Source organism: Plantactinospora sp. KBS50, from assembly GCF_002285795.1.
Taxonomy (GTDB): domain Bacteria; phylum Actinomycetota; class Actinomycetes; order Mycobacteriales; family Micromonosporaceae; genus KBS50.
Genome location: NZ_CP022961.1, coordinates 951,132 through 976,374, shown reverse-complemented (window position 1 = coordinate 976,374; position 25,243 = coordinate 951,132). Strand labels below are relative to the sequence as shown.

Genomic DNA, 25,243 nt, shown 5'->3' with positions numbered 1-25,243 from the left:
CATGGTGATGAACTGGTGGCGGCGGTCCGACGGGATCGCCCGGCCGCGCCCGACCCGGGCACCGGCCCGCGGGCTGTGCGCCGCGCTGCTGGTGGCCACGCTGGCCGCGGTGACCGCCCCGGCGCTGGCCGGCTGCGGACCCGACCGGCCGGCGGCGGCGACCCCGAGCGCCGCACCCACCCCGGTCACCCCCACCACCCCGACCCAGAGCCCGACCCCCCGACCCGGTGCCGGGATCACCGGGCCGCTGACCTTCCTGCTGGCCGGGGTGGACACCCGGGTCAGCGTCCCGGGCTGGGAGCCGCACTCGGACGCCGTACTCGTGCTGTGGCTGCCGAGCGGCCTCGACCACGCGTACCTGTTCTCGCTGCCCCGCGACCTGGTGGTGGACATCCCGGCGTACCCGGCGGCCAAGTTCCCCGGCGAGCGCACCAAGCTGACCCACGCGATGAGCTACGGCAGCCGGGTGCCGGGCAACTCCAAGCAGCCCGACGTCCGGCAGGGCTACGACCTGCTGGCCAAAACCGTCTCCCGGTACACCAAGATCCCGCACTTCGACGCCGGCGCGGTGCTCACCTTCGGCGGCCTGACCAAGCTGGTCGACGCGGTCGGCGGGGTCGACCTGACCATCGACCAGAAGGTCGTCTCCATCCACCGACGCCCGGACGGCAAGATGCGTACCCGGGTGGGATCGAACTACGTCGGCCCGCAGATGGTGTACAAGCCCGGCCGGATGCACCTGGTGGGCTGGCAGGCGCTGGACTACGCCCGGCAGCGGTACACCGCCGGCGGCGACTACGCCCGGCAGCGGCACCAGCAGCAACTGATCCGGGCCATCATCGCCAAGGTGCTGGACGCCGGGCTGGCCAGCGACCCGGACCGGCTGGACCAGGTGGTCCGGGCGCTCGGCGACGCGCTCACGTACGTCGACGGCGGGCAGCGGATCATCGACTTCGCCGGTGCGCTCGCCACGCTGCCGCGCGACGCGATCACCCTGATCTCGCTGCCCGGGCACGGGGTGGGCAGCGGCAGCTCCTACCGGGGCGAGAAGCTGGAGCCGGTGGGCGACAAGTTCCTGGCCGCGCTGCGCGACGGCACGGTGGACAGCTTCCTGGCCGACCACCCGGAACTCGTGGTCAAGAAGTGAGCCGGCGTTTAGCGTCCTCGGCCGATGGGGTATCAGCGCGGCCATCCCAACGATCAAGGAGCGGCAATGTCCATTCAGGGATTTCTCTACGTGATCGCGGTCATCCTGCTCGTCCTCGCGGCCCTGCCCATCGGCACCCGCGGCGTCAGCCTCGCCCTGCTCGGGGCCGCCTGCGCCCTGCTCGCCTACTCCTGGGACACCATCACGGGGTGATCCCCGGGACCACTCAACCCGGGATCGGCGGGGCGGCGGTGCCGGTCAGCCAGTCGGCGAAGAAGCGGTCGAGCTGCCGTCCGGAGATCCGCTCGGCGAGCGCCTGGAAGTCGGCCGTGGTGCCGTTGCCGTCCCGCCGCTCGGTGGTCCAGGCGCGCAGGATCGCGAAGAACTTCTCGTCCCCCACCGTCATCCGCAGCGCGTGCACCACCAGCGCGCCCCGCTGGTACACACCCATCCCGAACAGGTCCGCACGGCCCGGGTCGAGAGCCGGCTTGGACCACAGCGTCCGGGCGTACTGCGTGTCGAAGCTCTCCTGCACGCGCCGCTCGCCGGTGTGCTCGGCCCACAGCCACTCCGCGTACGTCGCGAAGCCCTCGTTCAACCACATGTCGCTCCACCGGGACAGGGAGACGCTGTCGCCGAACCACTGGTGCGCCAGCTCATGCGCGATGACCCCCTCGTTGACCCCGCGGTCGAAGAAGACCTCGCCGTACACCGGCCGGGACTGGGTTTCCAGCGCGTACCGGATCCGCTTGTCGCGCACCACGATCCCGCCGTACGAGTCGAACGGGTACGGCCCGAACTGGCTGGTCAGGTAGTCCACGATGGTGCCGGTCGCGGCCAGCGACCGGGCCGCCGGGCCGTTGCTCGGCAGGTTGCTCGGCACGGCGAGCACCATCGGCTTCCCGCCGTGCTCGGACCGCTCGATGCGGTACCGCCCGATCACCAGCGTGCACAGGTAGCTGGCCATCGGCGAACGCTCCGACCAGCGCCAGGTGGTCCAGCCCGCGCCGGCCGCGACGGTCCCGCCCGGTACGCCGTTACTGAGCGCCACCAGGTCCGCGGGCACGGTCACCTCGATGTCGTACGTCGCCTTGTCCTGCGGGTGATCGTTGACCGGGAACCAGGTGCTGGCCGATTCGGGTTCGCCGAGCGCGATCGCGCCGTCGGCGGTGGACAGGAAGCCGTTGTCGCCGAGCTGCGGGCTGTGGACCGGCCGGGGAATGCCGGAGTAGCGGATCCGGGCGGTGAACCGGGCGCCCCTGGCCAGGCCGGCGGCCGGGGTCACGGTCAGTTCCGCGCCGTCCCGGGCGGTGGTCGCCGGCGCCCCGTCCACGGTCGCGGACTCGACGGTCAGCCCCACCAGGTCGAGGTTGAACCGGGACAGCGCGGCCGTGGCCGTCGCGGTGATCGTGGCCGTCCCGCTCAGCCGCTTGCTGTCCGGGTCGTACCGGACCGCGAGCCGGTAGTTGGCCACGTCGTACCCGCCGTTGCCGTACGACGGGAAGTAGGGGTCGCCGACCCCGGCGGCACCCGGGGCGAAGCTCGCGGCGGCCGTGCCCGCGCCCGGGCCGACGCTCGGGCCGGCCGGATCGGCGACCGGCCGGGCCGAGCGGTCGGGGCAGCCGGCCAGGGTCGCCACGAGCGCCAGGCCGGCCGCCACCGCCCGGACGCGGGCCGAGCGCGAAGGCATGGCGCTCAGCGGTCCAGCACCATCCCGACCCGCTGGAACTCCTTGAGGTCCCGGTAGCCGCACTTGGCCATCGCCCGGCGCAGCCCGCCGAACAGGTTGAGCCGGCCGTCGGGCTGGTCCGCCGGCCCGAACAGCAGCTTGGCCATGTCCCCCACCGGCTCGTGCGCCACCCCGAAGGCGCCGCGCGGCAGCGACGGGTGGCTCGCCGCCGAGTGCCACCAGGCGCCGCCGGCGGGTGCCTCGGCGGCCAGCGACAGCGGCTCGCCCAGCATCACGGCGTCGGCGCCGCAGCCGAGCGCCTTGGCGATGTCCCCGGAGGTCCGCAGGTCACCGTCGGCGATCAGGTGCACGTACCGGCCGCCGGTCTCGTCCAGGTAGTCCCGGCGGGCCGCCGCGGCGTCGGCGATCGCGGTGGCCATCGGCACCCGGATGCCCAGCACCGACTCGGTGGTGGACCACTCGTCGCCGCCCACCCCGACGATCACGCCGGCCGCGCCGGTGCGCATCAGGTGCAGCGCGGTCTTGTAGTCGGTGCAGCCGCCGGCCACCACCGGCAGGTCCAGGTCGGCGATGAACTCCTTGAGGTTGAGCGGTTCATCGGTGGTGGACACGTGCTCGGCGGAGACCAGGGTGCCCTGGATGACCAGGATGTCCACCCCGGCGTCCAGGATCACCGGCGCCAGCGCCAGGGTGTGCTGCGGCGACACCCGGACCGCCACGGTGCCGCCGCCGACCCGCAGCTCGCGGACCCGCTCGGCGATCAGCTCGGGCCGGATCGGCTCCGCGTAGATCTCCTGGAGCCGCCGGGTGCTGCGGCTGTCCTCGCCGAGCGAGGCCAGCTCCTCGAAGAGCTTCGCCGGATCCTCGTACCGGGTCCACAGCCCTTCGATGTTGAGTACCCCCAGCCCACCGAGCTGGCTCAGGGTGGCCGCGGACGACGGGCTCATGATGGCGTCGGAGGGGTGGCCGAGGCACGGGATGGCGAACTCGTACGCGTCGAGCTGCCAGGCCGTGCTCACGTCGTCGACGTCCCGGGTCCGCCGGCTGGGCACGATGGCGATGTCGTCCAGGTGATAGCCGCGCTGCGCGGTCTTACCCAGCCCGATCTCGACCACGTCACGCATGGGAACTCCACTCATCGAAGGGGTGTGGCCACCCCGCTAGCGGGTGTGGTAGTTGGGTGCCTCGACGGTCATCTGGATGTCGTGCGGGTGGCTCTCCTTCAGGCCCGCGGCCGTGATCCGGATCAGCTGGCCGCGCTCGTGCAGCTCGGCCACGGTCGGCGCGCCGGCGTACCCCATGGCCAGCCGCAACCCGCCGATGAGCTGGTGGGCGACCCGGGCCAGCGGCCCACGGTACGGCACCTGTCCCTCGACGCCCTCCGGGACCAGCTTCTCGTCGCTCGTCACGTCCTGCTGGAAGTAGCGGTCCTTGGAGTACGACCGGGCCTGGCCACGGGACTGCATGGCGCCCAGCGACCCCATCCCGCGGTACGCCTTGAACTGCTTGCCGTTGATGAACATCAGCTCGCCGGGGCTCTCCTCGCAGCCGGCGAGCAGGCTGCCCAGCATCACCGTGTCGGCGCCGGCCACCATCGCCTTGGCGATGTCGCCCGAGTACTGGATGCCGCCGTCGCCGATCACCGGTACGCCGGCCGGCAGGCAGGCCCGAGCCGCCTCCATGATCGCGGTGATCTGCGGCACGCCGACCCCGGCCACCACCCGGGTGGTGCAGATGGCCCCCGGCCCGACCCCGACCTTGACCCCGTCGACACCCGCCTCGACCAGGGCCTTCGCCCCGGCGTACGTCGCCACGTTGCCGCCCACGACGTCGACCGCGGTGTCCCGCTTGAGGGCCCGGACCATGTCGATCACGGCGCGCTGGTGGCCGTGCGCGGTGTCCACGATCAGCACGTCCACCCCGGCGTCCACCAGGGCGCGGGCCCGCTTGTAGGACTCGTCGCCGACGCCCACCGCGGCGGCCACCCGCAGCCGGCCGGCCTCGTCCTTGGTGGCCAGCGGGTACTGCTCGCTCTTGGCGAAGTCCTTCACGGTGATCAGCCCGCGCAGCCGGCCGGCGTCGTCGACCAGCGGCAGCTTCTCCACCTTGTGCCGGCGCAGCAGGTCGAGCGCCTCGTCCTTGGTCACCCCCACCCGGGCGGTGACCAGCGGCATGGCGGTCATGATCTGGCGTACCGGGGTGGCGGGGTCGGAGACGAACCGCATGTCCCGGTTGGTGACGATGCCCACAAGCTGCCCGCCGCCGTCCACCACCGGGACCCCGGAGATGCGGTACCGGCCGCAGAGCTTGTCGACCTCGCTCAGCGTGTCGTCCGGGCTCGCGGTGATCGGGTTGGTGATCATGCCGGACTCGGAGCGCTTGACCAGGTCGGCCTGGAGGGCCTGGTCCTCGGCCGACAGGTTGCGGTGCAGCACGCCGATGCCGCCCTGGCGGGCCATGGCGATCGCCATCCGGGCCTCGGTCACCGTGTCCATTCCGCTGGACACCAGCGGAATGGCGAGTTGAACGTTGCGACTCAGCCGCGTGGCCGTGTCGACCCCACTGGGCACGACGTCCGATTCGCCGGGCTGTAGCAGTACGTCATCGAAGGTCAGGCCCAACGGCACCACCCGGGCCGAGCCGGCCGGAAGCTCGGGAACCTGACCACCGATCCCCTGGTGGTCGTCGCCGTACGCTGAGTTCTCCACGAGTTTTCCCCTGAAGCTGGTCGACGGTGCTGAGACAAGGTACTGGGAGTCCAACGCGCCGGGGCTGGCCGGCGGCGCGGGCGTCGCCGGCGCGCGGCCGGTGGCCGGGGCGTGCTGGATTCGCGGCGACCGGAGGTCGCGTCAGGTTCATCGTACCCAGAGCGTCCCCGCCGCCCGGCGGCCCGACATGGGGTGAGCGCGGCGGCCGTGAATGCGACTACGGTGGAGGGGTGCACGACGAGCCCATCGACCCGTTCACCGGCGACCCGGCCGACCCTTCGGCGAGCCTGGAAGACCCGGTCGAGGACGACGCCCTCGACCCGCTGTCCGAGGTCGAACGGCAGGACGTGCTGGAGGACCTCGCCGATCTGGAGATCTACCAGGCGCTGCTCGGGCCGACCGGGATCCGCGGCCTGGTCATCGAGTGCGAGGACTGCCGCGAGCCGCACTACTTCGACTGGGCCCTGCTGCGTGGCAACCTGCGGCACCTGCTCGACTCGGGCCGGCCGCGGGTGCACGAACCGGCCTACAACCCCGACCCGGACCACTACGTCAGCTGGGAGTACGCCCGCGGCTACGCCGACGGGGTGCACGACACGCTGAGCGACTCCGACGAGGAGTAGCCGGCGCCCCGCGGCGCCAGGCGACCGGCCCGTCAGCGGACCGGCCCGTCAGGCGACCAGCCCGGCCCGGAACCCGGCGGCCACGGCGTGTGCCCGGTCCCGGGCGCCGAGCTTGCGGAACAGCCGGCGGGCGTGCGTCTTGACGGTGTCCTCCGAGACGAACAGCTCCCGGCCGATCTCCGCGTTGCTCTTGCCGTCGGCCATCCCCAGCAGCACCTGCATCTCCCGCTCGGTCAGCGTCACCCGGCGGGCCGGCGTACCCCGGGAGTGGCTGGTGTTGGCCTCTCCCCGGCGGGTCCCGCCGTAGCGCGCCTCCGGGGCGATGTTGGCGCGCGGGTCGTTCGGTGCCGGCTCGCCGTCCGCACCGCGCGGCTCCGCGCCGTCCTCGGCGCGCTGCACGGGCACGACGGCCGGACCCGACGGATCGCCGGGCGGCGCGGCCTCCGGCGCCGCGGGCCGACGGTGCGCCGGATCGGCGCCGCCCGCCCCGGATCCCGCGGATCCCGCGCCGCGGCCCGGTAGCGGGCCGCCGCCGGGAAGCGGGCCGTCGCCCGGCACGGCCCGTCCGTCCGGATGCTGGCCACCGCGCAGCGCCCGGGACGCTTCCGGTACGCCGCCGCGGCCCTCCCGGGCCGCACCGTTGAGTTCGCCGGGCCGGATGGCCCGGTGCGGCGAGCTGAGCAGCAGCATGGCCCGGGCGACGGCGCCGACCAGATCATGATCCCCGGCGGAGACCAGGCCACGGGCTCCGGCGGCGACGGCGGCGGCCGCCGCGCCCGGTTCCTCCGTGCCGAGCAGCACGACCGCGGCGCCCGGCGAGCGGGCCAGTACCCGCCGGGTGAAGCCGGCGCTGTCCGGCCGGGTCAGCGCGGTGTCCGCCAGGATCACGTCGGCCGGCCGCTCGGCGAGCCGCAACATCACCTCCGGATCGGACACGGCGGTCCGGACCGCGGCGGTCAACCCGAGCCGGGCCGCGGCCGCGGCGACGTTCTGCGCGGCGAGCGGGGTCCGGACGCATACGAGGACGGTACGCACGACTGGCCTCCTTCCTCAGTGAGGAGAACACGACAACGAGTGATCATGACGAGTTTCGGCGCGAGAACGGGCGAAGTTTCTGCCCTGATCCGGCCGATCGGCCGATCTGGGCGGCCTGTTCCGTCCGGCGTGCGCCGTCCCGCCACGCCCACCATCGGGCCCGACGACCACGGCGGGTCGGGCGGCGCGCCCACCCGACGGGGATCGCGTGCACGGCGTGTCGTCACCACGGCGGGTGCCGGGGCGGTCACCGGACGCCGCGGCCCGCACGTTGTCGGCCGGCAATGCGCCGGCTTTCCGATCAGACACGTGTGAGGCGGATGCGCCTGGGGTATCGCGAGGGGCAGGTCGGAAACGGAGCGCCTGCGCGGCCCGCCGCCCGGATCCGGACCTGATCTCTTTGGACGGTACGCGGCGCCGCGCGGGAGGAGGGGGCTGATGTCGAACGTACGCAGATTGCCCGGACCCATCGTCGACCTGTGGGAATGGCAGCGGCTCGGCGCCTGCCGAGGCCGCGACAGCGCCCAGTTCTTCCACCCGGACGGGGAGCGCGGATCGTCCCGCAACCGCCGCGAGCTGAACGCCAAGGCCGTCTGCGCCAGTTGCCCGGTCCGGGCCGAGTGCGCCGCGCACGCCCTGGCGGTCCGCGAGCCGTACGGGGTGTGGGGCGGGTTCAGCGAGTCGGAGCGGCTGCGGCTGCTCGCCGTCGGCTGGGAGGACCTGGCCGACCGCCGGCGCAGCCGGGTCGACGTCGCCCGGCTGGAGGCGCGGCTCGGCCGGCCGCACAAGAGCGCGGTACCGGACCAGCGCAGGGGCGCGGTGCCGGACCAGCGCAGGGGCGCGGTGCCGGACCAGCGCAGGGGCGCGGTACCGGACCAGCGCAAGATCGCCTGACCAGCTCGAAGATTCCTTTCAAGATTTTGCGCGCCGGCGGCAACTATTGACAATTCCCCATGGACGGTCGATCACCCGACCCCTAGCTTCAGCGACATGTGGGAATACGTGAATGTGCCGCCGGCGCGGTACCTGCGCGGGATCGCCGTCGCCGCCGTGCTCGCCACGGGTCTGGTGGCGACCGTCCCGGGGACCGCCCTGGCGTACGCCAGCTCCGCGTCCGGCACCATCAGCACCGCGGGGGCCGCGCTCAACGTGCGCTCCGGCCCGTCCACCAGCCGTACGGCGTGGCGTACCGTCGCCAACGGCGCCAGCGTCACGCTGCTCTGCCAGACCACCGGCGAATCCGTCAGCGGCACCTACGGCACCACCAAGCTGTGGGACATGCTCGGCAACGGCGGCATGGTCTCGGACGCCTACGTGTACACCGGCTCCGACGGCCAGGTCGTCAACAGCTGCTCCTACGTCGGTGCCGAGCCGTCCAGCAAGACCAACCCGCGCGCCACCGAGGGCGCGATCAGCTGGGCGTTCGCGCGGTACCACTCGACGGCGTACGAGAACCTCTGCCTGGCCTTCGTGGCCCAGGCGTACGGCTGGGGTGGCTCCGGCTGGAACACCGCCGAGATCGGCGGCGACTGGGAGAGCAGCCACGGCTACCTGAAGACCTCGGGCATCCCGCCGCGCGGGGCGCTGGTCTGGTACCACAACTCCTCCGGCACCGGGCACGTCGCGATCAGCCTGGGCGAGGGCAAGGTCGTCGGCACCTCGGTCAGCGGCTCGGTCGGCGTGGCGGGCTACCTCGACCACGGCTCGTACCGCGGCTGGTCGGTCGCCTACCTCCCGGCCGCCTGGTAACCACCGCCGCTGAGCCGCCCACCGCCGCCCGCGGGTGGCGGTGGGCGGCTCAGGGCGGCTCAGTGCACGGACACCTGCACCTCGTGCCAGCCGGTGGCGCCGTCCGGCACCACCGGCGCCACCTCCCCGGTCTGCGCCACGCCGGCCGCGTCGGTGGCCCGCACCTGCAGGGTGTGCTCGCCCGGGGTGGCCGGCCACTGCCACACCCACTGCACCCAGGTGTCGGCCGACGGCACCGGCGCGAGCGTGGCCGGCTGCCACGGCCCCTCGTCCACCCGTACCTCGACGGCCCGGATGCCGCGGTGCTGCGCCCAGGCCACCCCCGCGACCGTGACCGGCCCGGCGGCCAGCCGCTTCCCCTGGCGGGGCGTGTCGATCCGTGACTGCGTCTTGATCGGCCCCTGCGCCGACCAGCCGCGCGGCACCCAGTACGCGTCGAAGTCGGCGAACGAGGTGAGCGCCAGCTCGGTCACCCACTTGCACGCCGACACGTAGCCGTACAGGCCGGGCACCACCATCCGGACCGGGAAGCCGTGCTCCACCGGCAGCGGTTCGCCGTTCATCCCGACCGCGAGCAGCGCGTCCCGGCCGTCCCGCAGCGCCGCCGTCGGCGTGCCGCAGGTCCAGCCGTCCACCGACCGGCCGACGACCTGGTCGGCGCCGTCCAACGGCTCGGCCTCGGCCAGCAGGTCCGCGATGGGTACGCCCAACCAGCGCGCGTTGCCGATCAGGTCCCCACCCACCTCGTTGGAGACGCAGGTCAGCGTGATGTCCCGTTCGAGCATCGGCCGGGCCAGCAGGTCCTGGTAGGTCAGCGTGATCGGGTTGCGCACCCGCCCGGTGATCCGCAGCCGCCACTGCTCCGGATCGACCTGCGGCACGGTCAGCGCGGTGTCGATCCGGTAGAACGCGAAGTTCGGGGTGGTGAACGGCGCCAGCCCGCCCAGCGACAGGTCCGCGCCCGCCGGGAGCGGCGCCGCCGGGCTGGCCGGGACGGGCAGCCGGATCGCCTCGCGGGCCGCGATCACGCTGCGCCGGGTGGCCAGCCAGCGGCCGGCGAAGCCGGTGAGCGCCGCCGCGCCGAGCGCCGCGCCGGCGCCGGTGAGGAACCGCCGCCGGCCCGACTCGAACTCCGCCACGTCGTGCTCGGCGTCCGGATCCAGCGGCGGCGCGGGGATCTCCAGCGGGCCGGCCAGGAGCAGCCAGAACACCCCGACCGCGACGCCGGCGCCGACCAGGGTGGGCAGCGCGGCGGCCGGGCCGGCGCCCGGCCGGGTCACCGCGGCGGCCACCCCGATCAGGGCGAACACTCCGATGCCCAGCGGGCCGAGCCAGAACCGGCGCCGGGCCAGCAGGCCGACGAGGGCCGCGAACCCGCCCAGCAGGACGGCGGTGCCGACCAGCAGCGCCAGCTTGTCGTGTACGCCGAAGACGTCGATGGCGAACTGCTTGACCGGCGCCGGCACGGCGTCCACCACGGCGCCACCGACCGCGATCAGCGGCGCGGACCGGGGGCCGGTGGCCACCGCGACGAGTTCGGCGACACCGATGGTCACCGCCGCGGCCACCAGCCCGGCCAGTGCGGCGAAGGGGCGTGATCTCGTACGCACGGGTCCAGTCTTACCCCACCCGCCGAACATCCGGTAACCGCGTGGTGCCGGCCGGATGTGACCGGGGGCGGATCACCGACGTGATGTCGGTGATCCGCCCCCGGCCCGGTGCGGAAGGGCTCCGGTCAGAAGCCCGGGCCGTGCTGGTGGCCGTGGCCGTGCGAGTGGCCGTGCCCACCGGCCGCGGCCGGCTCCGGCTCGGCCGGCTTCTCCACGACCAGGCTCTCCGTGGTGAGCAGCAGGCCGGCGATGGAGGCGGCGTTCAGCACCGCGTTGCGGGTGACCTTGACCGGGTCGAGGATGCCGGCGGCGGCCAGGTCGACGTACTCGCCGGTCGCGGCGTTCAGGCCGGTGCCCCAGTCGGCACCGATGACCTTCTGCACCACGACGTACCCGTCCTGGCCGGCGTTCTGCGCGATCCACCGCAGCGGTTCGAGCAGCGACTTGCGGACGATGCTGACGCCCACCTTCTCGTCACCGGTCAGCCCCAGGCCGTCCTCCAGCAGGGCGGCGATCTGCACGAGCGCGGCGCCACCGCCGGGCACCGTGCCCTCCTCGACCGCGGCCTTGGTCGCCGAGATGGCGTCCTCGATGCGGTGCTTGCGCTCCTTCATCTCGACCTCGGTGGCGGCGCCGGCCTTGATCACCGCGATGCCGCCGGAGAGCTTGGCCAGTCGCTCGGACAGCTTCTCCCGGTCCCAGTCGGAGTCGGAGGCCTCGATCTCCTTGCGGATCTGGCCGATCCGGTCGGCGACCTCGGTGTCCCGGCCCTTGCCGTCGATGACGGTGGTGTTCTCCTTGTCCACCACCACCCGCCGGGCGCCGCCGAGCACCTCCAGGCCCACCTGGTCGAGCTTGTAGCCCAGCTCCGGGGCGACCAGCTCGGCGCCGGTCAGGACCGCCATGTCCTGCAGCATCGCCTTGCGCCGGTCGCCGAAGCCGGGCGCCTTCACCGCGCAGACCTTCAGGGTCTTGCGGATCGAGTTGACCACCAGGGTGGCCAGCGCCTGTCCCTCGACGTCCTCGGCCACGATCAGCAGCGGCTTGCTGTCGGAGAGGATCTTCTCCAGCAGCGGCAGCAGTTCCTCGATCGCCGAGATCTTCTGGGTCGTGATCAGGATGTACGGGTCGTCGAGCACCGCCTCCTGCGACTCCGAGTCGGTGACGAAGTTCGGGGAGATGAAGCCCTTGTCGAACTGGAGACCCTCGGTGACCTCCAGCTCGGTGGCGAGCGTGGAGCCCTCCTCGACGGTGATGACGCCGTCGCGGCCGACCTTCTCCATCGCCTCGGCGATCATCTCGCCGATGGTGGCGTCCTGCGCGGAGATCGTCGCCACGTGCGCGACGGACTCCTTGCCGCCCACCTCGACGGCCTTGCCGAGCAGGGCGTCGGAGACCTTGTTGGCCGCCGCGTCGATGCCGCGCTTGAGGCCGGTCGGGTTGGCGCCCGCGGCCACGTTGCGCAGGCCCTCCCGGACCATCGCCTGGGCCAGCACGGTGGCGGTGGTGGTCCCGTCGCCGGCGACGTCGTTGGTCTTGGTCGCCACCTCCTTGACCAGCTGCGCGCCGAGGTTCTCGTACGGGTTGGTGAGCTCGATCTCCTTGGCGATGGTCACGCCGTCGTTGGTGATCGTGGGCGCACCGAATTTCTTGTCCAGGACGACGTTGCGCCCGCGCGGGCCGAGGGTGACCTTGACCGTGTCCGCGAGGGCGTTGACACCGTGCTCCAGCAGGTGCCGGGCGTCGTCCGAGAAGCTCAGGATCTTCGCCATTGCTATCCCTTCAAGGCGCCGCAGCCCCGGCCCGGCAAGCCGGGCCGGGGCTGCGGCACTGGATGAGGTTGCTTACTTCTCGATGATCGCGAGGACGTCGCGGGCGGAGAGCACCAGGTACTCCTCGCCGGCGTACTTGACCTCGGTGCCGCCGTACTTCGAGTAGAGCACGGTGTCGCCGACCTTGACGTCGATCGGCACCCGGTTGCCGGAGTCGTCAACGCGACCCGGACCGACAGCGAGGACGGTGCCCTCCTGCGGCTTCTCCTTGGCGGTGTCGGGGATCACGATGCCCGACGCCGTGGTCGTCTCAGCCTCGTTCGCCTGGACCACGATCCGGTCCTCGAGCGGCTTGATCGCAACCTTGGTCGCGGTAGTCACGGGCATACCCTCCTGGGGTATCAGGTTCCTGTGCCGGCCGATACCGGCCGGCGTCAATCTCTGCCACATGTCCACCGGGCGGGGCCGTCGTCGCGGGTGCCGGTCCGCCTGGCGTCTCGCCCGCGGGTAGGACCCGCAGGCTGGCACCCTCCATGCGAGAGTGCTAATCGCAGGTTATTCCGCGGCTAGCACTCCGTCAAGGAGAGTGCCAATCCGGCGCGCTTTTCGGTGCGCTGGTTCGGGACGGCACAATGGGCCGGATGGACACGGACGGGCTGGCGGTGCTGCGTACCGCCGAGGGCCAGGCCGCGCTCGCGACGGCGGCCGACCTGGCCGGCGGCGACCCGCTGGCCGCGGCGGCGGCGCTGCGGGCCGGCGGCGTGCCGGCGGACCTCGCGGCCGCCGCGCTCACCCAGGCCGAACTGCGTCGGCACGCGGTCGGCAAGTTCGGCCCGGACGCCGCGACCATGTACTTCAGCCGGGCCGGGCTGGAACAGGCAACCCGGGCCGCCGTGGCCGACCGCCGGGCCGCCCGGCTGCACGAGGCCGGGGTGCGGACCCTGGCCGACCTCGGCTGCGGGCTCGGCGCCGACGCGCTGGCCGCGGCCCGGCACGGCATCCGCGTGTACGGCGTGGAGGCCGACCCGACCACGGCGAGCCTGGCCCGGGCGAACGCGGCGGCGCTCGGCCTGGCCGACCTGTTCACGGTCGAGTGCGGCGACGCCACCGGGTACGACGTCACCGGGGTGGACGCGGTCTTCTGCGACCCGGCGCGCCGGCGCGGGGGTCGACGGATCTTCGACCCGGACGCCTACTCGCCGCCCTGGTCGTTCGTCACCGCCCTGGCCGAACGGGTGCCCCGGACCGTCGTGAAGGTGGCGCCCGGAATCGACCACGCGGCGATCCCGCCCGACGCCGAGGCCGAGTGGGTGAGCGCGGCCGGCGACCTGGTCGAGGCGACGATCTGGTGCGGTCCGCTGGCCGAGGTGCCCCGCCGGGCCAGCCTGCTCGGCCGGCAGTCCCGCACGCTCCGCGCCGGAACGGACGCCGGCGAGCACCAGCTCACCGGCGCCGGCACCCGGCAGGCCGCGGTCGGGCCGGTCCGCCGGTTCCTGTACGACCCGGACGGCGCGGTGCTGCGGGCGCACCTGGTGGCCGAGTTCGCGGACACCCTCGACGGGACGCTCGCCGACCCGGACATCGCCTACGTGTACGCCGACCGCGCCGTTGCGACGCCGTTCGCCCGGTGCCTGGAGATCACCGACGTGCTGCCGTTCTCGCTGAAACGCCTGCGCGCCCTGCTCCGCGAGCGCGGCGTCGGCCGGGTCGAGATCCTCAAGCGCGGCTCGGCCCTGGTGCCCGAGCGGCTGCGCCGGGACCTGCGGCCGGCCGGCCCGGCCGCCGCCAGCCTGGTGCTCACCCGGGTCGCGGGCGCGCCCACCGTCCTGATCGGGCACCCGGTCGGCGACCCGATCGGGTCGTCGGCCGGTGGCCCGAGTCGGCAGCCGGCCGGCGGCGGGTAGGTTCTGCGACCGTGGCAGGACAGGGGACGCCGGCCACGGCACTGCTGGCACGTCAGCGGGTACAACACAGCGTGCATCCGTACGACGTACCGGTGGACACGGCGCACTACGGCGCCGAGGTGGCGGCGGCACTCGGCGTGCCGGCCGGCGAGGTCTTCAAGTCGCTTGTGGTCGAGGTGGACGGCCGGCTGGTGGTGGCGGTCGTCCCGGTCACCGGCGAACTGGATCTCAAGGCGCTGGCCGCCGCTGCGGGCGGCAAGCGGGCCGCGCTCGCGGACCGGGCGCTCGCGGAGCGGACCACCGGGTACGTCCGCGGCGGCATCAGCCCGCTGGGCCAGCGCCGCCGGCTACCCACCGTGGTGGATTCCTCGGTCGAGACGCTGGCCGCCATGTACGTGTCCGCCGGCCGGCGCGGGCTCCAGCTACGGATCGCACCGGCCGACCTGATCCGGCTCACCGGGGCGACCACCGCCGCCATCGCAACCGGCTAGGCCCGCCTTTCGTCCCCGCCGCTCCGGGAGTCCGTCAGTCATACGCCAGGTACCTCAAGCCGGCGCTTTGAGGTACCTGGCGTATGACTGGGGCACCCGTGCCCGCGCAGCGCCGTGCGACGATGCGGCGATGACCCGGGAGGCAACAGGCGGCGAACTGGACCGGCTGACCGCGGGACTGTCCGCGCTGAGCCGGGTGATCGTCGCCATCACCGCCGCCGCGGTGGCGACGCTGGATGTCGAGCTGACCCTCACCCAGCACCGCATGATCGTCGTACTGGCCACCACCGGCCCCCGGCGCACCGTCGACCTCGCGGCTGACCTCGGCGTGCACCCCTCGACGGCCAGCCGTACGGGCGACCGCCTGGTCCGGCGCGGGCTGCTGGCCCGGGACCACCTGCCCAGCGACCGGCGGGTCTCCTGGTTACGCCTCACCGATCCGGGACGCGAACTGGTCGCCGACATCGTCCGGCGGCGCACCAGCGACCTGCGGCGGTTGCTCGCCGCGGTACCCACCGGCGCCGACCGCTCCCCGGGCGATCTCGTCGACGCCCTGGTGACGGCCGCCGGTGAGCCGACCGAACCGGTCTGGTGGCGGCACTGGGCCACCGCCTCGCGGCCACCCGGCGCCACCCTCCCGTGACACTGGGACGAAACCTCCGTGCCACCGGGAAGTAAAACGTGCATGGATGAACGAATCGGAGGCACGGTGCGTACCACCACCCGACCGGTTGCCAAACGACAGAGGTGGTGGCAGGCATGCGGCAGATCGGGCCTCGACGTACCCCCGGACGGGGACGGACCGGGACCGGCGCGCCGGGACCGGCCCGGTGGATGGCGGCCATCCTGGCCGGCCTGATCGCCGGGATGGTGCTGCTGCCCTCCGCCGCGTCCGCGGAACCGGCACCCGCCCAGTTGAACGCGGCCGACACGATGCTGCTCAACGGCGTACGCCAGGCCGGCCTCTGGGAGATCCCGGCCGGCCAGATGGCCGCCGAGAAGGGCAAACGGCAACGGGTACGCGAGGTGGGTGCCGAAATCGCCAAGCAGCACGTCGAACTCGACCAGATGGTCGTCGACACGGCCAACAAGCTCGGCGCGCAGATCCCCGCCGACCCGCGCGCCGACCAGAAGGGCTGGCTGGCCGAGATGCAGGTCGCCTCGGGGGACCGGTTCGACCAGACGTTCGTGAGCCGGCTGCGGGCGGCACACGGCAAGATCTTCCCGGTGATCGGCGCGGTGCGGGCCGGTACCCGCAATGACGACGTACGCAAGCTGGCGGATGCGGCCAACATCTTCGTGATGAACCACATGAAGCTGCTGGAGAGCACCGGCCTGGTGCGCTACAGCGAACTGCCGCCGGCCGCGGTGCCCGCCCTCCAGGACGAGGGCATGTTCGCGCGGGCCAGGGCGAACGCCGGGTCGGGAGCCCCGGTGAGCGGCAACCTGATCTGGATCGTGCTGATCGCCGCGCTCGCCGCCGGTGGGGTGGCCACGTTCCGGCTCGTCCGGCGCTGACGCCGGCCCGGGCCGCCGCCCCGGCAACGCGCACGGCCGGCTCCGCCGCGCAGCCGGCCCCGGTACGCAGCCGGCCCCGGCAACGCGCACGGCCGGCGCCGACACGCGGTCGTGCCGCGCTCAGCCGTGCCAGGAGCGCCAGAGCGACGCGTACGAGCCGCCGGCCGCGACCAGCTCGTCGTGCGAGCCCAGCTCGATGATCCGCCCGTCCTCGACCACCGCGACCCGGTCGGCGTCGTGCGCCGAGAAGAGCCGGTGCGCGATGGCCACGACGGTACGGCCGCGCAGCACCCCGGCCATCGAGCGCTCCAGCCGGCGGGCCGCCCGGGGATCGATCAACGAGGTGGCCTCGTCCAGCACGAGCGTGTGCGGGTCGGCGAGCACCAGCCGGGCCAACGCGAGCTGCTGCGCCTGGCCGGCCGGGAGCGGATGCCCGCCCGTGCCGATCCCGGTGTCCAGCCCGTCCGGCAGCGCGAGCGCCCAGTCCAGGGCGTCGACGGCGGCCAGCGCGTCCCGGACGTCCCGGTCGGTCGCCTCCGGGCGCACCATCGTCAGGTTGTCCCGCAGTGTGCCGAGGAACACGTGGTGCTCCTGGCTCACCAGCGCGACCTGCCGGCGCAACTCGGCCAACGGCAGGTCGTGCAGCGCCTTCCCGCCGACGGTCACCGCACCCGAGCGCGGCGCGTGGATGCCGGCCAGCAACCGACCCAGGGTGGACTTTCCCGCCCCGGACGGCCCGACCATGGCCAGCCGCTCCCCCGGGCGCAGCCGCAGCGTCACGCCGTGCAGGACGTCCCGCCCCGTCCGGTAGGCGTACCGGACGTTCTCGGCGCACAGCGCCGGGCCGGCGCCATCAGACAACAGCGCCGGACCGGCGCCATCAGACAACAGCGCCGGGCCGGCGCCATCGGACAACAGCGCCGGACCGGCGCCATCGGACAACGTCGAAGGGCCGGCGCCGTCGGAGTGCAGCGGCGGCTCCGCGCCGCCCGCCCGGGGCGCCACGACCAGCCGCGGCCCGGCGACCGGTCCCCCGGCAGCCACCGCCGGCACGCCGCCAGCCACGGCCGGCGTACCCGAAGCCTCGCCGGGCAGCCGGGCGACCCCGAGCAACCGGGCCAGTGATGCGCCGCCCACCTGCAACTCGTCCAGCCAGGACAGCAGCCGGTCCAGCGGCTCGATGAGCTGCTGGGCGTAGAGCGCCGCCGCGGTGACCTGGCCCAGGGTCACCCAGCCGCGCAGGTGGAACCAGCCGCCCAGCAGCAGCGTCACCACCACCGGCAGCACGTAGCTGGCCTCCGAGACCGGCCAGGCGACCGAGCGCAGCGACAGCGTGTACCGCTCGGCCGCGTACGACCGGCGGATGTCGGCGTCGGTGCGGGCCCGGCGGCGCGCCTGCTGGCCCAGCGCCTCCGTGCTGCGCGACCCGTCCACGGTCTCGCTGATCCCGTCGGTGACCTGGGAGTAGGCGGCGTTCTCCCGCAGGTAGCCCGCGGGTGCCCGGCGCAGGTACCAGCGGGTGACGACCCACAGTGGCGGCACGGCGACCAGGCAGGACAGCGCCAGCAGCGGGCTGACCAGCACCATCGCGCCGACCACGAAGACCATCGAGACCAGCGCGATGAGCGTCTCCGGTACGGCGAACCGGACCGTCTTGCCCAGCGCCGCGACGTCCCGGGAGGTCCGGGTGAGCAGATCACCGGTGCCGGCCCGCTCGACGGTGGACAGCGGGATGGCCAGCACCCGGTCGATGAACTCCTCGCGCAGGTCGGCCAGCACCCCCTCGCCGAGCCGGGCGGAGGCGAGGTACGCGAAGCGCGTGAGCACAGCCTGGACCAGCACGAATCCGGTGATCGCCAGCGCGACCCGGTCCACGGTGACCGTGGAGGTGCCACGGGACACCGCCTCGACCAGGTCGCCGAGCAGCCGCGGCGCGGCCAGCCCGGCGATCGCGGCCAGCGCGTGCAGCCCGAGCGTGATTCCCAGCGCCCGGGGGTGCCGCCGCAGGATCGTGCGGGCGTACCGGCGGACCTGCCCGCCGTCGGCCACCGGCAACGCCGTACTCATCGTCCCACCTCGATCCGGTCGTCCCGCGGATCCTCGGCCTCGGCCCGGCTCACCGTGGCCCGGTACTCCGGCACGGCGGCCAGCAGGTCGCGGTGCGTGCCCTCGGCCACCGTCCGGCCGTCCCGGACGAAGACCACGTGGTCGACCCGGTCCAGCACGAGCGGGCTGCTGGTGCAGATCAGCGTGGTCCGGCCGGTGCGCGCCGGCCCCAGCCGGTCGGCGATCCGCGCCTCGGTGTGCGCGTCGACCGCGCTGGTCGGTTCGACCAGGATGAGGATCTCCGGGTCGGCGACCAGCGCCCGCGCCAGCCGCAACCGTTGCTGCTGCCCGCCGGAGAACTCCCGGCCGCGTGCGGTCACCGGCGCGGCCAGACCCTCCGGAAGTGCCTCGACGATGTCGGTGGCGTCGGCCACCCGCAGCGCCGCCGTGATCCGCCCCTCGTCGGCGTCGTCCCGGGGGTCCAGCTCCGCCCGCAGCGGCCCGGAGAACAGCACGGCGTCGTTGTCGGCCACCATGATCCGCCGCCGGACCGTCGCCAGGGGAAGATCCCCCAGCGGTACGCCGCGCAGGGTGACCTCGCCCGGCGCGTACCGGCCGAGGCGGTCGGCGATCCGGACGGCGTCCTCGGGTGCGGCGGCCACCAGCGCGGTGCACCGACCCGTCCGGAGCACCAGCCCGGAGGCGGCGTCGACCAGTTCCCCCGGACCGGGCGACGGCACCGGCGTACCGGGGTCGGAGATCTCCGGCACCAGCCGGAGCAGGTCGACCACCCGGCGGGCCGCCACGTGCCCCTTGGTGATCTTGTCGATGACCTCGGTGATGGTCCGCATCGGTCCGACCAGGAACGCCGCGTACCCGTAGAACGCCACGAGTTGCCCGGCGGTGATCTCGCCGCGCAACACGAACCGGGCGCCCAGCCAGGTGACCAGCGCCACGAATGCGCCGGGCAGCAGGATCTCCGCCCCGGCCAGCAGCGACTCCACCCGGGCCACCCGTACGCCGTCGGCGCGCAGCACCTGCGACTCCCTGCGGTAGCGCTCCGAGACCACCGGTTCGCCGCCGATCCCGCGCAGCACCCGCAGCCCGGCCACGATGTCGACCGCCCGGGTGGCCAGCGCGGCCTGCTGGTCCCGGTACGTCTGCTGGCGCCGGTGCAGCGGTCGGATCAGCAGGCCGACGATGGCCAGCAGCACCGGCACCCCGAGCAGCACGACCAGCCCCAGCCGGACCGAGGCGGCGAGCAGGATGGCGGTGACGGTGCCGATCGCGACGACGGCGCCCGAGCCCCGGGCCGTGATGTCCATCGCCCCGCCGAGCTGGCCGATGTCGGCGGTGCCGATGCTGACCACCTCACCGGCGGCCATCCGGCGGGGCAGCGTGGCGCCCAACCGGTTGGCCTGGTCGATGGTCACCTGCACGGTCCGGTACGCCGCAGCAAGCCAGTTGGCGCTCGCCATCCGGTGCCGCAGCACACCGGAGCCGGCCTGGGTGAGCCCGAGGGCGAGCAGCAGCAGGCTCCACCGGAGCAGTTCGGCCTCGTCCCGGCCGGTGATGGCGTCGACCGCCCGCCCGATGGCCGCCGGCATCAGCGCCTGGCTGACCATCCAGACGATGCCGAACACGATCCCGGCGGTCAGCCACGCCCCGGTGCGCGCGGCCAGCCAGAGCAGCAGCCGGGACGGCGATCGGCGATCGGGAACACCGGGATCAACGACCGGCAGCGCGGGCATCACAGCCGGAACGCTAAGGGGTGGCCGCGTACCCGCGCGAACCGTTTTCGCCGCGCTCCAGCGGGAGATCCCGTTCTGGCCCGCTCTGCCGGTGTCGTTCCGATACCGCGGTTGCCGCGGCCGTCGCGGTTGGCGAAGCTATGACGCCTGCCGGATCGGCAGGTCGGCCAGCCAGACGTCGGCCAGCTCACCGAGGGGGACGTCGAGGGCCCGGCTGAGGCCGACCACGGTGCCGAACGCCGGCGCGGGCAGGCGCCCGCCCTCGATCTTGCGCAGCGTCTCGGGGGAGATGCCGGCCGCCAGGGCCACCTCGACGAGGCTGCGGTCGGCCCGCGCCACCCGCAGTGCGGCGCCGAGGCGCCGGCCCGCGGCGATCTGTTCGGCGGTGAGCGGTTGGCGAACCATGCCAGCAGGATATCCCCGGCAGCGGCCCCGACCTGCCGTGGTATAAAAATACCGCACAGGAGAGGGAGGCTGTCGTGATCGAGCTCAAGTCCGCCGAGGAGATCGACCGGATGGCGGTGGCCGGCCAGTTCGTCGGCGAACTGCTCGCGGAGTTGAGCGATGTCGCCGAGGTCGGCGTCAACCTGATGGACCTCGAACACCACGCCCGCCGCCGGATCTCCGAACGCGGCGCCGAATCCTGCTACTGGGACTACGCCCCGTCGTTCGGCCGCGGCCCGTTCCGCAACGTGCTGTGCCTGTCGGTCAACGACGCCGTGCTGCACGGCCTGCCACACAGCTATCCGCTGCGCGACGGCGACCTGCTCAGCATCGACATGGCGGTCGGCATCGACGGCTGGGTCGCCGACTCCGCGCTCTCCGTCATCGTCGGCACCCCCGATCCGGCCGACCTGCGGCTGATCGAGGCCACCGAGGTGGCCCTGGCGGCCGGCATCGCCGCCGCGGCCCCCGGTGGCCGGCTCGGCGACATCTCCGCCGCGATCGGCGAGGTGGCCCGCTCCTACGGCTACGGCGTCAACGCCGAGTTCGGCGGCCACGGCATCGGCCGCACCATGCACGAGGCACCGCACGTGCCCAACACCGGCCGCGCCCGCCGCGGGATACGGCTCGATCCCGGCCTCACCATCGCCATCGAACCCTGGTTCTGCCGGACCACCGACAAGATCAAATTTGATCGGGACGGCTGGACGATCCGCTCCGCCGACGGCTCCCGCACCGCCCACTCCGAACACACCGTCGCCATCACCCCGTCCGGCACCCGGGTGCTGACCCGGCGGCCCGCGCGGGGCACCGCCGCGGCCGGCCCGGCCAGCAAGCCCGGCACGGCCTCCTGAGGGTCCACCGGTCGCCCCCGACCCGACTCACGGCCGACCCGACTCACGGCCGATCCGGCTGACGGCCCGGCGGGCTCACCGGTCGACCGGGGTGAAGTCCCATTCGTGCGGCGGGCGCGCGACCAGCAGCGGCGGCGGATCCGGCATCGACGGCGGCGCACCCCGCCAGCGGGAGATGACCACGATCCGGTCGTCGGTGGACGAGAAGACCTCGCTGCCCGCGTGCCGCGGATCGTGCTCGAACTCCGGCACCGCCACGTCGCAGACCCACGCGATCAGCTCGGCGAAGCCCTTCGGTTCGGCCCGCGCCTCCCACATCCGCACGATCATCCGGTCGTCCTCCTCCCGTACCGGTCGGCCTGGACGCTGACCACCGTCAGCGGCAGCGCGCTGTCGGCCGGCAGGTCCAGTTTGCTCGGTGCGACGTCGGCGGCCACCAGGTGCGCGCCGAGCGCCGCCACCATGGCGCCGTTGTCGGTGCACAACTTCGGCCTCGGCACCCGCACCCGGATGCCGTGCCGGGCGGCCCGCTGCTCGGCCACCGCCCGCAGCCGGGAGTTCGCCGCCACGCCGCCGCCGATGACCAGGGTCTGCACCCCGTTCGCCCGGCAGGCGTCGATCGCCTTCGCGGTCAGCACGTCGCAGACCGCCTCCTGGAACGAGGCCGCCACATCCGCCACCGGCACCGGCTCGCCGGCCCGTTGCCGGGCCTCCACCCAGCGGGCCACCGCCGTCTTCAGGCCCGAGAACGAGAAGTCGTACCGGTGCGCGGCCTGGTCCTTCGGCGCGGTCAGCCCGCGCGGGAACGCGATGGCCGCCGCGTCCCCGGCCCGCGCCTCGCGGTCGATCGGCGGCCCGCCCGGGAACGGCAGCCCGAGCAGCCGGGCGACCTTGTCGAACGCCTCGCCGGCCGCGTCGTCGATGGTGGCGCCCAGCGGCGTCACCCCGCGGGCCAGGTCGTCGACCAGCAGCAGCGAGGAGTGCCCGCCGGAGACCAGCAGCGCGATGGCCGGCTCGGGCAGCGGGCCGTGCTCCAGGGTGTCCACCGCCACGTGCGCGGCCAGGTGGTTCACCCCGTACACCGGCTTCTCGGCGGCAAGCGCGTACCCCTTCGCGGCGGCGACGCCGACCAGCAGCGCCCCGGCCAGGCCCGGCCCGGCGGTGACCGCGATAGCGTCGATGTCGGCGATCGTCACCCCCGCCTCCGCCAGCGCCCGCCGCATGGTCGGCACGATCGCCTCTAGGTGCGCCCGGCTGGCCACCTCTGGCACCACCCCGCCGAACCGGGCGTGCTCGGCGACGCTGGAGGCGATGGCGTCGGCCAGCAGGGTGTGCCCGCGGACGATGCCCACGCCCGTCTCGTCGCAGGACGTCTCGATGCCGAGGATCAGCGGTTCGTCAGCCATGTCGCTCCATCACCAGCGCGTCGGTGTTGCTCGGTTGGTAGTAGCCGCGCCGGATCCCGAGCGGCTCGAAGCCGTTGCGGGCGTAGAGCTTCTGGGCCGGCGCGTTGTCCACGGCCACCTCCAGCAGCACCGTGCGCACGCCCGCGTCGTCGGCCGTCCGCAGCAGCTCGGCCAGCAGCGCCCGGCCCACTCCGGAGCGCTGCCGGTCCCGGCGTACCGCGATGTTCTGCACCCACGCCTCGGCCGGCGGTTGCAGGGCCAGGCCGGCGTACCCGACGGGCTGCTCACCGCGCTCCGGCAGCGCGACGACGTAGTGGTGGCCGTTCGCCAGCTCGTTCCAGAACATCGCGGCCGACCAGCGCTCGACGCCGAACAGGTCGTCCTCCATCGGCAGCACGGCCTCGATGTGCCACCAGCGCATCGGCACGATCCGCACCGGCGCGCTCACCGGGATCCTGGCCTCACGGCAGCACCGGCTTGCGTGCGGTTGCCGCCACCGCGTCCGGCCGGCGCAGGTACAGCGGGGTGAGCGGCTCGGTCGCCGCGCCGGCGGCGGCCCGCGGGGCGGCCAGCTCGGCGAGGGCAAGCGCGGGCGGGAACCGCGGCTCGGCCCGCAACGGCAGGTCGATCCGCTCGGCGTACCGGTGGGCGCCCTCGCCGACCGCGGCGTCGACGCCCAGGTCCCGGGCTCGCGCCACCGCGTCCTCCGCCGGACCCACCTCCGGGCCGGCCAACCGGCCGCCGGCCCCGTCGTAGACCGCCCAGTAGACCTCCCGGCGCCGGGCGTCGCTGGCCACCAGCACCGGGCCGGCCCCGGCCGCGGCCCGGCCGAGCGCGTCCAGCGAGCAGACGCCGTACGTCGGGATGCCGAGCACCTGGCCCATGGTGGCGGCCGTGACCAGCCCGACCCGCAGGCCGGTGAACGGGCCGGGTCCGGTGCCGGCCACGATCGCCGCCAGGTCCGCCGGCCGGACACCCGCCTCGGCCAGCACCGCGTCGATGCCCGGCGCCAGCAACTCGCCGTGCGCCCGGGCATCCACCGTCCGGCGTTCGGCCCGGATCGCGACCGCGGTACCGGTCAACTCGGCCAGCGCCGCCGTCACAGCCGGCGTCGACGAATCCACCACGAGAACGAGCACGGCAACACCCTAGCTCGCGACGATTCCCGCCCCCGGGTAACCCGACCGGGCGGCCGGAAGTCACCCACGGCGACCGCGGTGGGCGCAGGTCAGCCGGCCGGGTGCTCCCAGACGATGGTCGGGCGGCCCGCGTCGGCCAGCGCCTTGTTGGTCGCGCTGAACGCCCGGCAGCCGCGGAAGCCGCGCGGGTTGAGCGGGCTGGGATGACCGGCCTCCAGCACCACGTGCGCGGGGTTCACGATCAGCCCCCGCTTGCGCCGGGCGTACCCGCCCCAGAGCAGGAAGACGATCCGCTCGGCACGGGCGTCCAGGGCGCGGATGGTCGCGTCGGTGAACGCCTCCCAGCCGTGGCCGGCGTGCGAGTTCGGGCTGCCCTCGCGGACCGTGAGCACCGAGTTGAGCAGCAGCACGCCCTGTTCCGCCCAGCCGGTCAGGTCGCCGCCGACCGGCGGATCCACCTCCAGGTCCGCGGCCAGCTCCCGGAAGACGTTGCGCAGCGAGGGCGGGACGCGTACGCCGGGCCGGACGCTGAAGCTCAACCCGTGCGCCTGGCCGGCCCGGTGGTACGGGTCCTGGCCCAGCAGCAGCACCCGGCAGTCCTGCGGCTGGCACAGCCGGTAGGCGGCGAACAGGTCCTCGACCGGCGGGTAGACCTGGCGGCTCGCGTACTCCCGCGCGACGAACGCGCCGAGCGCGGCCGTGTCGGCGGGCTCCAGGTGGGGCGCCAGCGCCTCCCGCCAGGCGGGCGGCAACAGCGCGGGCAGGTCGAGGGTGGGTACGGATGCGGGTGCGGCGTCGGTCATCGGCGAGGGTCTCCGGTCGGGGTCGGCGGTGCTGCGGCCAGCAGAGGGTACGACGGGGGTACGACAGCGCCGGCCGGCTCAGCTCCAGCCGGCCAGCCGGTCCGCCCAGTCGCCGCCCACCGGTTCCAACTCGACAAGCCGGGTGTCGTCGTCCCGGCGGTCGATCCGGATCCGCAGATGGGCGTCGCCCAGCTGTTCCACCAGGCCCTCGCCCCACTCGACCACGGTGACCGCCTCGTCCATCGAGGCGTCCAGGTCCAGGTCGTCGATCTCGGCCCGCGGGTCGGTCGCGTCGCCCAGCCGGTACGCGTCGGCGTGCACCAGCGGCACCCGGCCGCCCCGGTCGGGATCGGCACGGTGCACCCGGGCGATGACGAAGGTCGGCGAGGTGACCTCGCCGGCCACCCCGAGACCCGCACCGATCCCCTGGACCAGCGCCGTCTTGCCGGCCCCCAGCGGACCGGTGAGCACCAGCAGGTCACCGGCGCGCAGCCGGCCCGCGAGCGTCCGGCCGAATGCGTGGGTGTCCTCCACCGTGGGCAAGCTCCGCACC

Annotated in this window: 25 protein-coding genes and 1 pseudogene; 10 read left to right on the top strand and 16 right to left on the bottom strand. The window is 73.9% G+C overall.

Annotated elements, in window-relative coordinates; translation table 11 throughout:
• The first annotated feature begins 1 nt into the window (after position 1).
• Positions 2-1,147 carry an LCP family protein gene (locus CIK06_RS04570; protein ID WP_232534012.1) on the top strand — a complete coding sequence of 382 codons (1,146 nt, stop codon included), beginning with the start codon at positions 2-4 and terminating at the stop codon, positions 1,145-1,147.
• 66 nt (positions 1,148-1,213) lie between these two features.
• On the top strand, positions 1,214-1,360 hold the full coding sequence (locus CIK06_RS29815; protein ID WP_198348099.1) for a hypothetical protein: 147 nt from the start codon (positions 1,214-1,216) through the stop codon (positions 1,358-1,360).
• Positions 1,361-1,373: 13 nt separating this feature from the next.
• On the opposite strand, the gene CIK06_RS04565 is transcribed toward CIK06_RS29815, so the two are convergent.
• From CIK06_RS04565 to guaB, 3 genes are read right to left on the bottom strand one after another with little or no spacing between them, the layout of a single operon-like run.
• Complete coding sequence (locus CIK06_RS04565) at positions 1,374-2,837, bottom strand: M1 family metallopeptidase (RefSeq protein WP_095563766.1); 1,464 nt, start codon at positions 2,835-2,837, stop codon at positions 1,374-1,376.
• Between the two features lie 5 nt (positions 2,838-2,842).
• Entirely contained in the window at positions 2,843-3,961 is a 1,119-nt protein-coding gene (locus tag CIK06_RS04560) for a GuaB3 family IMP dehydrogenase-related protein (RefSeq protein ID WP_095563765.1), read from the bottom strand.
• A 36-nt stretch (positions 3,962-3,997) separates the two neighbouring features.
• On the bottom strand, positions 3,998-5,509 hold the full coding sequence (guaB, locus tag CIK06_RS04555; RefSeq protein ID WP_232534241.1) for an IMP dehydrogenase: 1,512 nt from the start codon (positions 5,507-5,509) through the stop codon (positions 3,998-4,000).
• A 266-nt stretch (positions 5,510-5,775) separates the two neighbouring features.
• Here guaB and CIK06_RS04550 point away from each other — a divergent pair, with 266 nt between their 5' ends.
• The gene (locus tag CIK06_RS04550; protein WP_095563763.1) at positions 5,776-6,168 is read left to right on the top strand and encodes a DUF5319 domain-containing protein; all 393 of its coding nucleotides are present in this window, start codon (positions 5,776-5,778) and stop codon (positions 6,166-6,168) included.
• 48 nt (positions 6,169-6,216) lie between these two features.
• Here the strand turns inward: CIK06_RS04550 and CIK06_RS04545 are convergent, their stop codons facing one another.
• Positions 6,217-7,203: a helix-turn-helix transcriptional regulator gene (locus CIK06_RS04545; protein ID WP_095563762.1), complete on the bottom strand. Its 987-nt coding sequence runs from the start codon at positions 7,201-7,203 to the stop codon at positions 6,217-6,219.
• Positions 7,204-7,641: 438 nt separating this feature from the next.
• Here CIK06_RS04545 and CIK06_RS04540 point away from each other — a divergent pair.
• A pseudogene (locus CIK06_RS04540) lies at positions 7,642-8,016 on the top strand (WhiB family transcriptional regulator); the annotation flags it as partial.
• A gap of 177 nt (positions 8,017-8,193) precedes the next feature.
• Positions 8,194-8,952 (top strand): hypothetical protein, encoded by a 759-nt coding sequence (locus CIK06_RS04535; RefSeq protein WP_095563761.1) that lies wholly within the window; start codon positions 8,194-8,196, stop codon positions 8,950-8,952.
• Positions 8,953-9,011: 59 nt separating this feature from the next.
• Here the strand turns inward: CIK06_RS04535 and CIK06_RS04530 are convergent, their stop codons facing one another.
• The 3 genes from CIK06_RS04530 to groES all read right to left on the bottom strand — a co-directional run bounded on the left by CIK06_RS04530 (position 9,012) and on the right by groES (position 12,721).
• The gene (locus CIK06_RS04530) at positions 9,012-10,562 is read right to left on the bottom strand and encodes a molybdopterin-dependent oxidoreductase (protein ID WP_232534011.1); all 1,551 of its coding nucleotides are present in this window, start codon (positions 10,560-10,562) and stop codon (positions 9,012-9,014) included.
• 125 nt (positions 10,563-10,687) lie between these two features.
• Positions 10,688-12,334, bottom strand: a complete 1,647-nt coding sequence (gene groL / locus CIK06_RS04525; RefSeq protein ID WP_095563759.1) for a chaperonin GroEL — start codon at positions 12,332-12,334, stop codon at positions 10,688-10,690.
• A gap of 72 nt (positions 12,335-12,406) precedes the next feature.
• Positions 12,407-12,721, bottom strand: coding sequence for a co-chaperone GroES (gene groES, locus CIK06_RS04520; RefSeq protein WP_095563758.1), 315 nt, complete (start codon positions 12,719-12,721; stop codon positions 12,407-12,409).
• 254 nt (positions 12,722-12,975) lie between these two features.
• Here groES and CIK06_RS04515 point away from each other — a divergent pair, with 254 nt between their 5' ends.
• The 4 genes from CIK06_RS04515 to CIK06_RS04500 all read left to right on the top strand — a co-directional run bounded on the left by CIK06_RS04515 (position 12,976) and on the right by CIK06_RS04500 (position 16,247).
• Positions 12,976-14,238, top strand: a complete 1,263-nt coding sequence (locus tag CIK06_RS04515) for a methyltransferase domain-containing protein (RefSeq protein ID WP_095567562.1) — start codon at positions 12,976-12,978, stop codon at positions 14,236-14,238.
• Between the two features lie 11 nt (positions 14,239-14,249).
• Complete coding sequence (gene ybaK / locus CIK06_RS04510) at positions 14,250-14,729, top strand: Cys-tRNA(Pro) deacylase (protein ID WP_095563757.1); 480 nt, start codon at positions 14,250-14,252, stop codon at positions 14,727-14,729.
• A gap of 130 nt (positions 14,730-14,859) precedes the next feature.
• Complete coding sequence (locus tag CIK06_RS04505) at positions 14,860-15,372, top strand: MarR family transcriptional regulator (RefSeq protein WP_095563756.1); 513 nt, start codon at positions 14,860-14,862, stop codon at positions 15,370-15,372.
• A gap of 116 nt (positions 15,373-15,488) precedes the next feature.
• Positions 15,489-16,247 carry a DUF4142 domain-containing protein gene (locus CIK06_RS04500; RefSeq protein WP_369916095.1) on the top strand — a complete coding sequence of 253 codons (759 nt, stop codon included), beginning with the start codon at positions 15,489-15,491 and terminating at the stop codon, positions 16,245-16,247.
• A gap of 120 nt (positions 16,248-16,367) precedes the next feature.
• Here CIK06_RS04500 and CIK06_RS04495 read toward each other — a convergent pair whose 3' ends face one another.
• From CIK06_RS04495 to CIK06_RS04485, 3 genes are all read right to left on the bottom strand, one after another.
• The gene (locus CIK06_RS04495) at positions 16,368-18,314 is read right to left on the bottom strand and encodes an ABC transporter ATP-binding protein (protein WP_095563754.1); all 1,947 of its coding nucleotides are present in this window, start codon (positions 18,312-18,314) and stop codon (positions 16,368-16,370) included.
• Positions 18,311-20,044: an ABC transporter ATP-binding protein gene (locus CIK06_RS04490; RefSeq protein ID WP_095563753.1), complete on the bottom strand. Its 1,734-nt coding sequence runs from the start codon at positions 20,042-20,044 to the stop codon at positions 18,311-18,313. Before CIK06_RS04490 ends, CIK06_RS04495 begins: the two co-directional genes overlap by 4 nt.
• A 138-nt stretch (positions 20,045-20,182) precedes the next feature.
• Positions 20,183-20,449 (bottom strand): helix-turn-helix domain-containing protein, encoded by a 267-nt coding sequence (locus CIK06_RS04485; protein WP_095563752.1) that lies wholly within the window; start codon positions 20,447-20,449, stop codon positions 20,183-20,185.
• A 74-nt stretch (positions 20,450-20,523) separates the two neighbouring features.
• On the opposite strand from CIK06_RS04485, the gene map reads away from it, so the two are divergent.
• Entirely contained in the window at positions 20,524-21,342 is an 819-nt protein-coding gene (gene map / locus CIK06_RS04480; protein ID WP_095563751.1) for a type I methionyl aminopeptidase, read from the top strand.
• A gap of 75 nt (positions 21,343-21,417) precedes the next feature.
• Here map and CIK06_RS04475 read toward each other — a convergent pair whose 3' ends face one another.
• From CIK06_RS04475 to tsaE, 6 genes are all read right to left on the bottom strand, one after another.
• Positions 21,418-21,672 carry a hypothetical protein gene (locus CIK06_RS04475; RefSeq protein ID WP_095563750.1) on the bottom strand — a complete coding sequence of 85 codons (255 nt, stop codon included), beginning with the start codon at positions 21,670-21,672 and terminating at the stop codon, positions 21,418-21,420.
• Complete coding sequence (gene tsaD, locus CIK06_RS04470) at positions 21,669-22,748, bottom strand: tRNA (adenosine(37)-N6)-threonylcarbamoyltransferase complex transferase subunit TsaD (protein ID WP_095563749.1); 1,080 nt, start codon at positions 22,746-22,748, stop codon at positions 21,669-21,671. The genes CIK06_RS04475 and tsaD overlap by 4 nt, the downstream gene beginning before the upstream one ends.
• Positions 22,741-23,169 (bottom strand): ribosomal protein S18-alanine N-acetyltransferase, encoded by a 429-nt coding sequence (gene rimI / locus CIK06_RS04465; protein ID WP_095567561.1) that lies wholly within the window; start codon positions 23,167-23,169, stop codon positions 22,741-22,743. The genes tsaD and rimI overlap by 8 nt, the downstream gene beginning before the upstream one ends.
• A gap of 40 nt (positions 23,170-23,209) precedes the next feature.
• Positions 23,210-23,887, bottom strand: coding sequence for a tRNA (adenosine(37)-N6)-threonylcarbamoyltransferase complex dimerization subunit type 1 TsaB (tsaB, locus tag CIK06_RS04460; RefSeq protein ID WP_095563748.1), 678 nt, complete (start codon positions 23,885-23,887; stop codon positions 23,210-23,212).
• An 89-nt stretch (positions 23,888-23,976) separates the two neighbouring features.
• Positions 23,977-24,690, bottom strand: coding sequence for a uracil-DNA glycosylase (gene ung / locus CIK06_RS04455; RefSeq protein ID WP_095563747.1), 714 nt, complete (start codon positions 24,688-24,690; stop codon positions 23,977-23,979).
• Positions 24,691-24,768: 78 nt separating this feature from the next.
• Positions 24,769-25,242, bottom strand: coding sequence for a tRNA (adenosine(37)-N6)-threonylcarbamoyltransferase complex ATPase subunit type 1 TsaE (gene tsaE, locus CIK06_RS04450; RefSeq protein ID WP_232534010.1), 474 nt, complete (start codon positions 25,240-25,242; stop codon positions 24,769-24,771).
• Position 25,243: the final 1 nt, after the last annotated feature.

Coding starts and splice junctions, on each gene's coding strand:
- CIK06_RS04570 (WP_232534012.1), top strand. CDS start 2: ATGGTGATGAACTGGTGGCGGCGGTCCGACGGGATCGCCCGGCCGCGC.
- CIK06_RS29815 (WP_198348099.1), top strand. CDS start 1,214: ATGTCCATTCAGGGATTTCTCTACGTGATCGCGGTCATCCTGCTCGTC.
- CIK06_RS04565 (WP_095563766.1), bottom strand. CDS start 2,837: ATGCCTTCGCGCTCGGCCCGCGTCCGGGCGGTGGCGGCCGGCCTGGCG.
- CIK06_RS04560 (WP_095563765.1), bottom strand. CDS start 3,961: ATGCGTGACGTGGTCGAGATCGGGCTGGGTAAGACCGCGCAGCGCGGC.
- CIK06_RS04535 (WP_095563761.1), top strand. CDS start 8,194: ATGTGGGAATACGTGAATGTGCCGCCGGCGCGGTACCTGCGCGGGATC.
- groL (WP_095563759.1), bottom strand. CDS start 12,334: ATGGCGAAGATCCTGAGCTTCTCGGACGACGCCCGGCACCTGCTGGAG.
- groES (WP_095563758.1), bottom strand. CDS start 12,721: ATGCCCGTGACTACCGCGACCAAGGTTGCGATCAAGCCGCTCGAGGAC.
- CIK06_RS04515 (WP_095567562.1), top strand. CDS start 12,976: ATGGACACGGACGGGCTGGCGGTGCTGCGTACCGCCGAGGGCCAGGCC.
- CIK06_RS04505 (WP_095563756.1), top strand. CDS start 14,860: ATGACCCGGGAGGCAACAGGCGGCGAACTGGACCGGCTGACCGCGGGA.
- CIK06_RS04500 (WP_369916095.1), top strand. CDS start 15,489: ATGCGGCAGATCGGGCCTCGACGTACCCCCGGACGGGGACGGACCGGG.
- CIK06_RS04495 (WP_095563754.1), bottom strand. CDS start 18,314: ATGAGTACGGCGTTGCCGGTGGCCGACGGCGGGCAGGTCCGCCGGTAC.
- CIK06_RS04490 (WP_095563753.1), bottom strand. CDS start 20,044: ATGCCCGCGCTGCCGGTCGTTGATCCCGGTGTTCCCGATCGCCGATCG.
- CIK06_RS04485 (WP_095563752.1), bottom strand. CDS start 20,449: ATGGTTCGCCAACCGCTCACCGCCGAACAGATCGCCGCGGGCCGGCGC.
- CIK06_RS04475 (WP_095563750.1), bottom strand. CDS start 21,672: ATGATCGTGCGGATGTGGGAGGCGCGGGCCGAACCGAAGGGCTTCGCC.
- tsaD (WP_095563749.1), bottom strand. CDS start 22,748: ATGGCTGACGAACCGCTGATCCTCGGCATCGAGACGTCCTGCGACGAG.
- rimI (WP_095567561.1), bottom strand. CDS start 23,169: ATGCGCTGGTGGCACATCGAGGCCGTGCTGCCGATGGAGGACGACCTG.
- ung (WP_095563747.1), bottom strand. CDS start 24,690: ATGACCGACGCCGCACCCGCATCCGTACCCACCCTCGACCTGCCCGCG.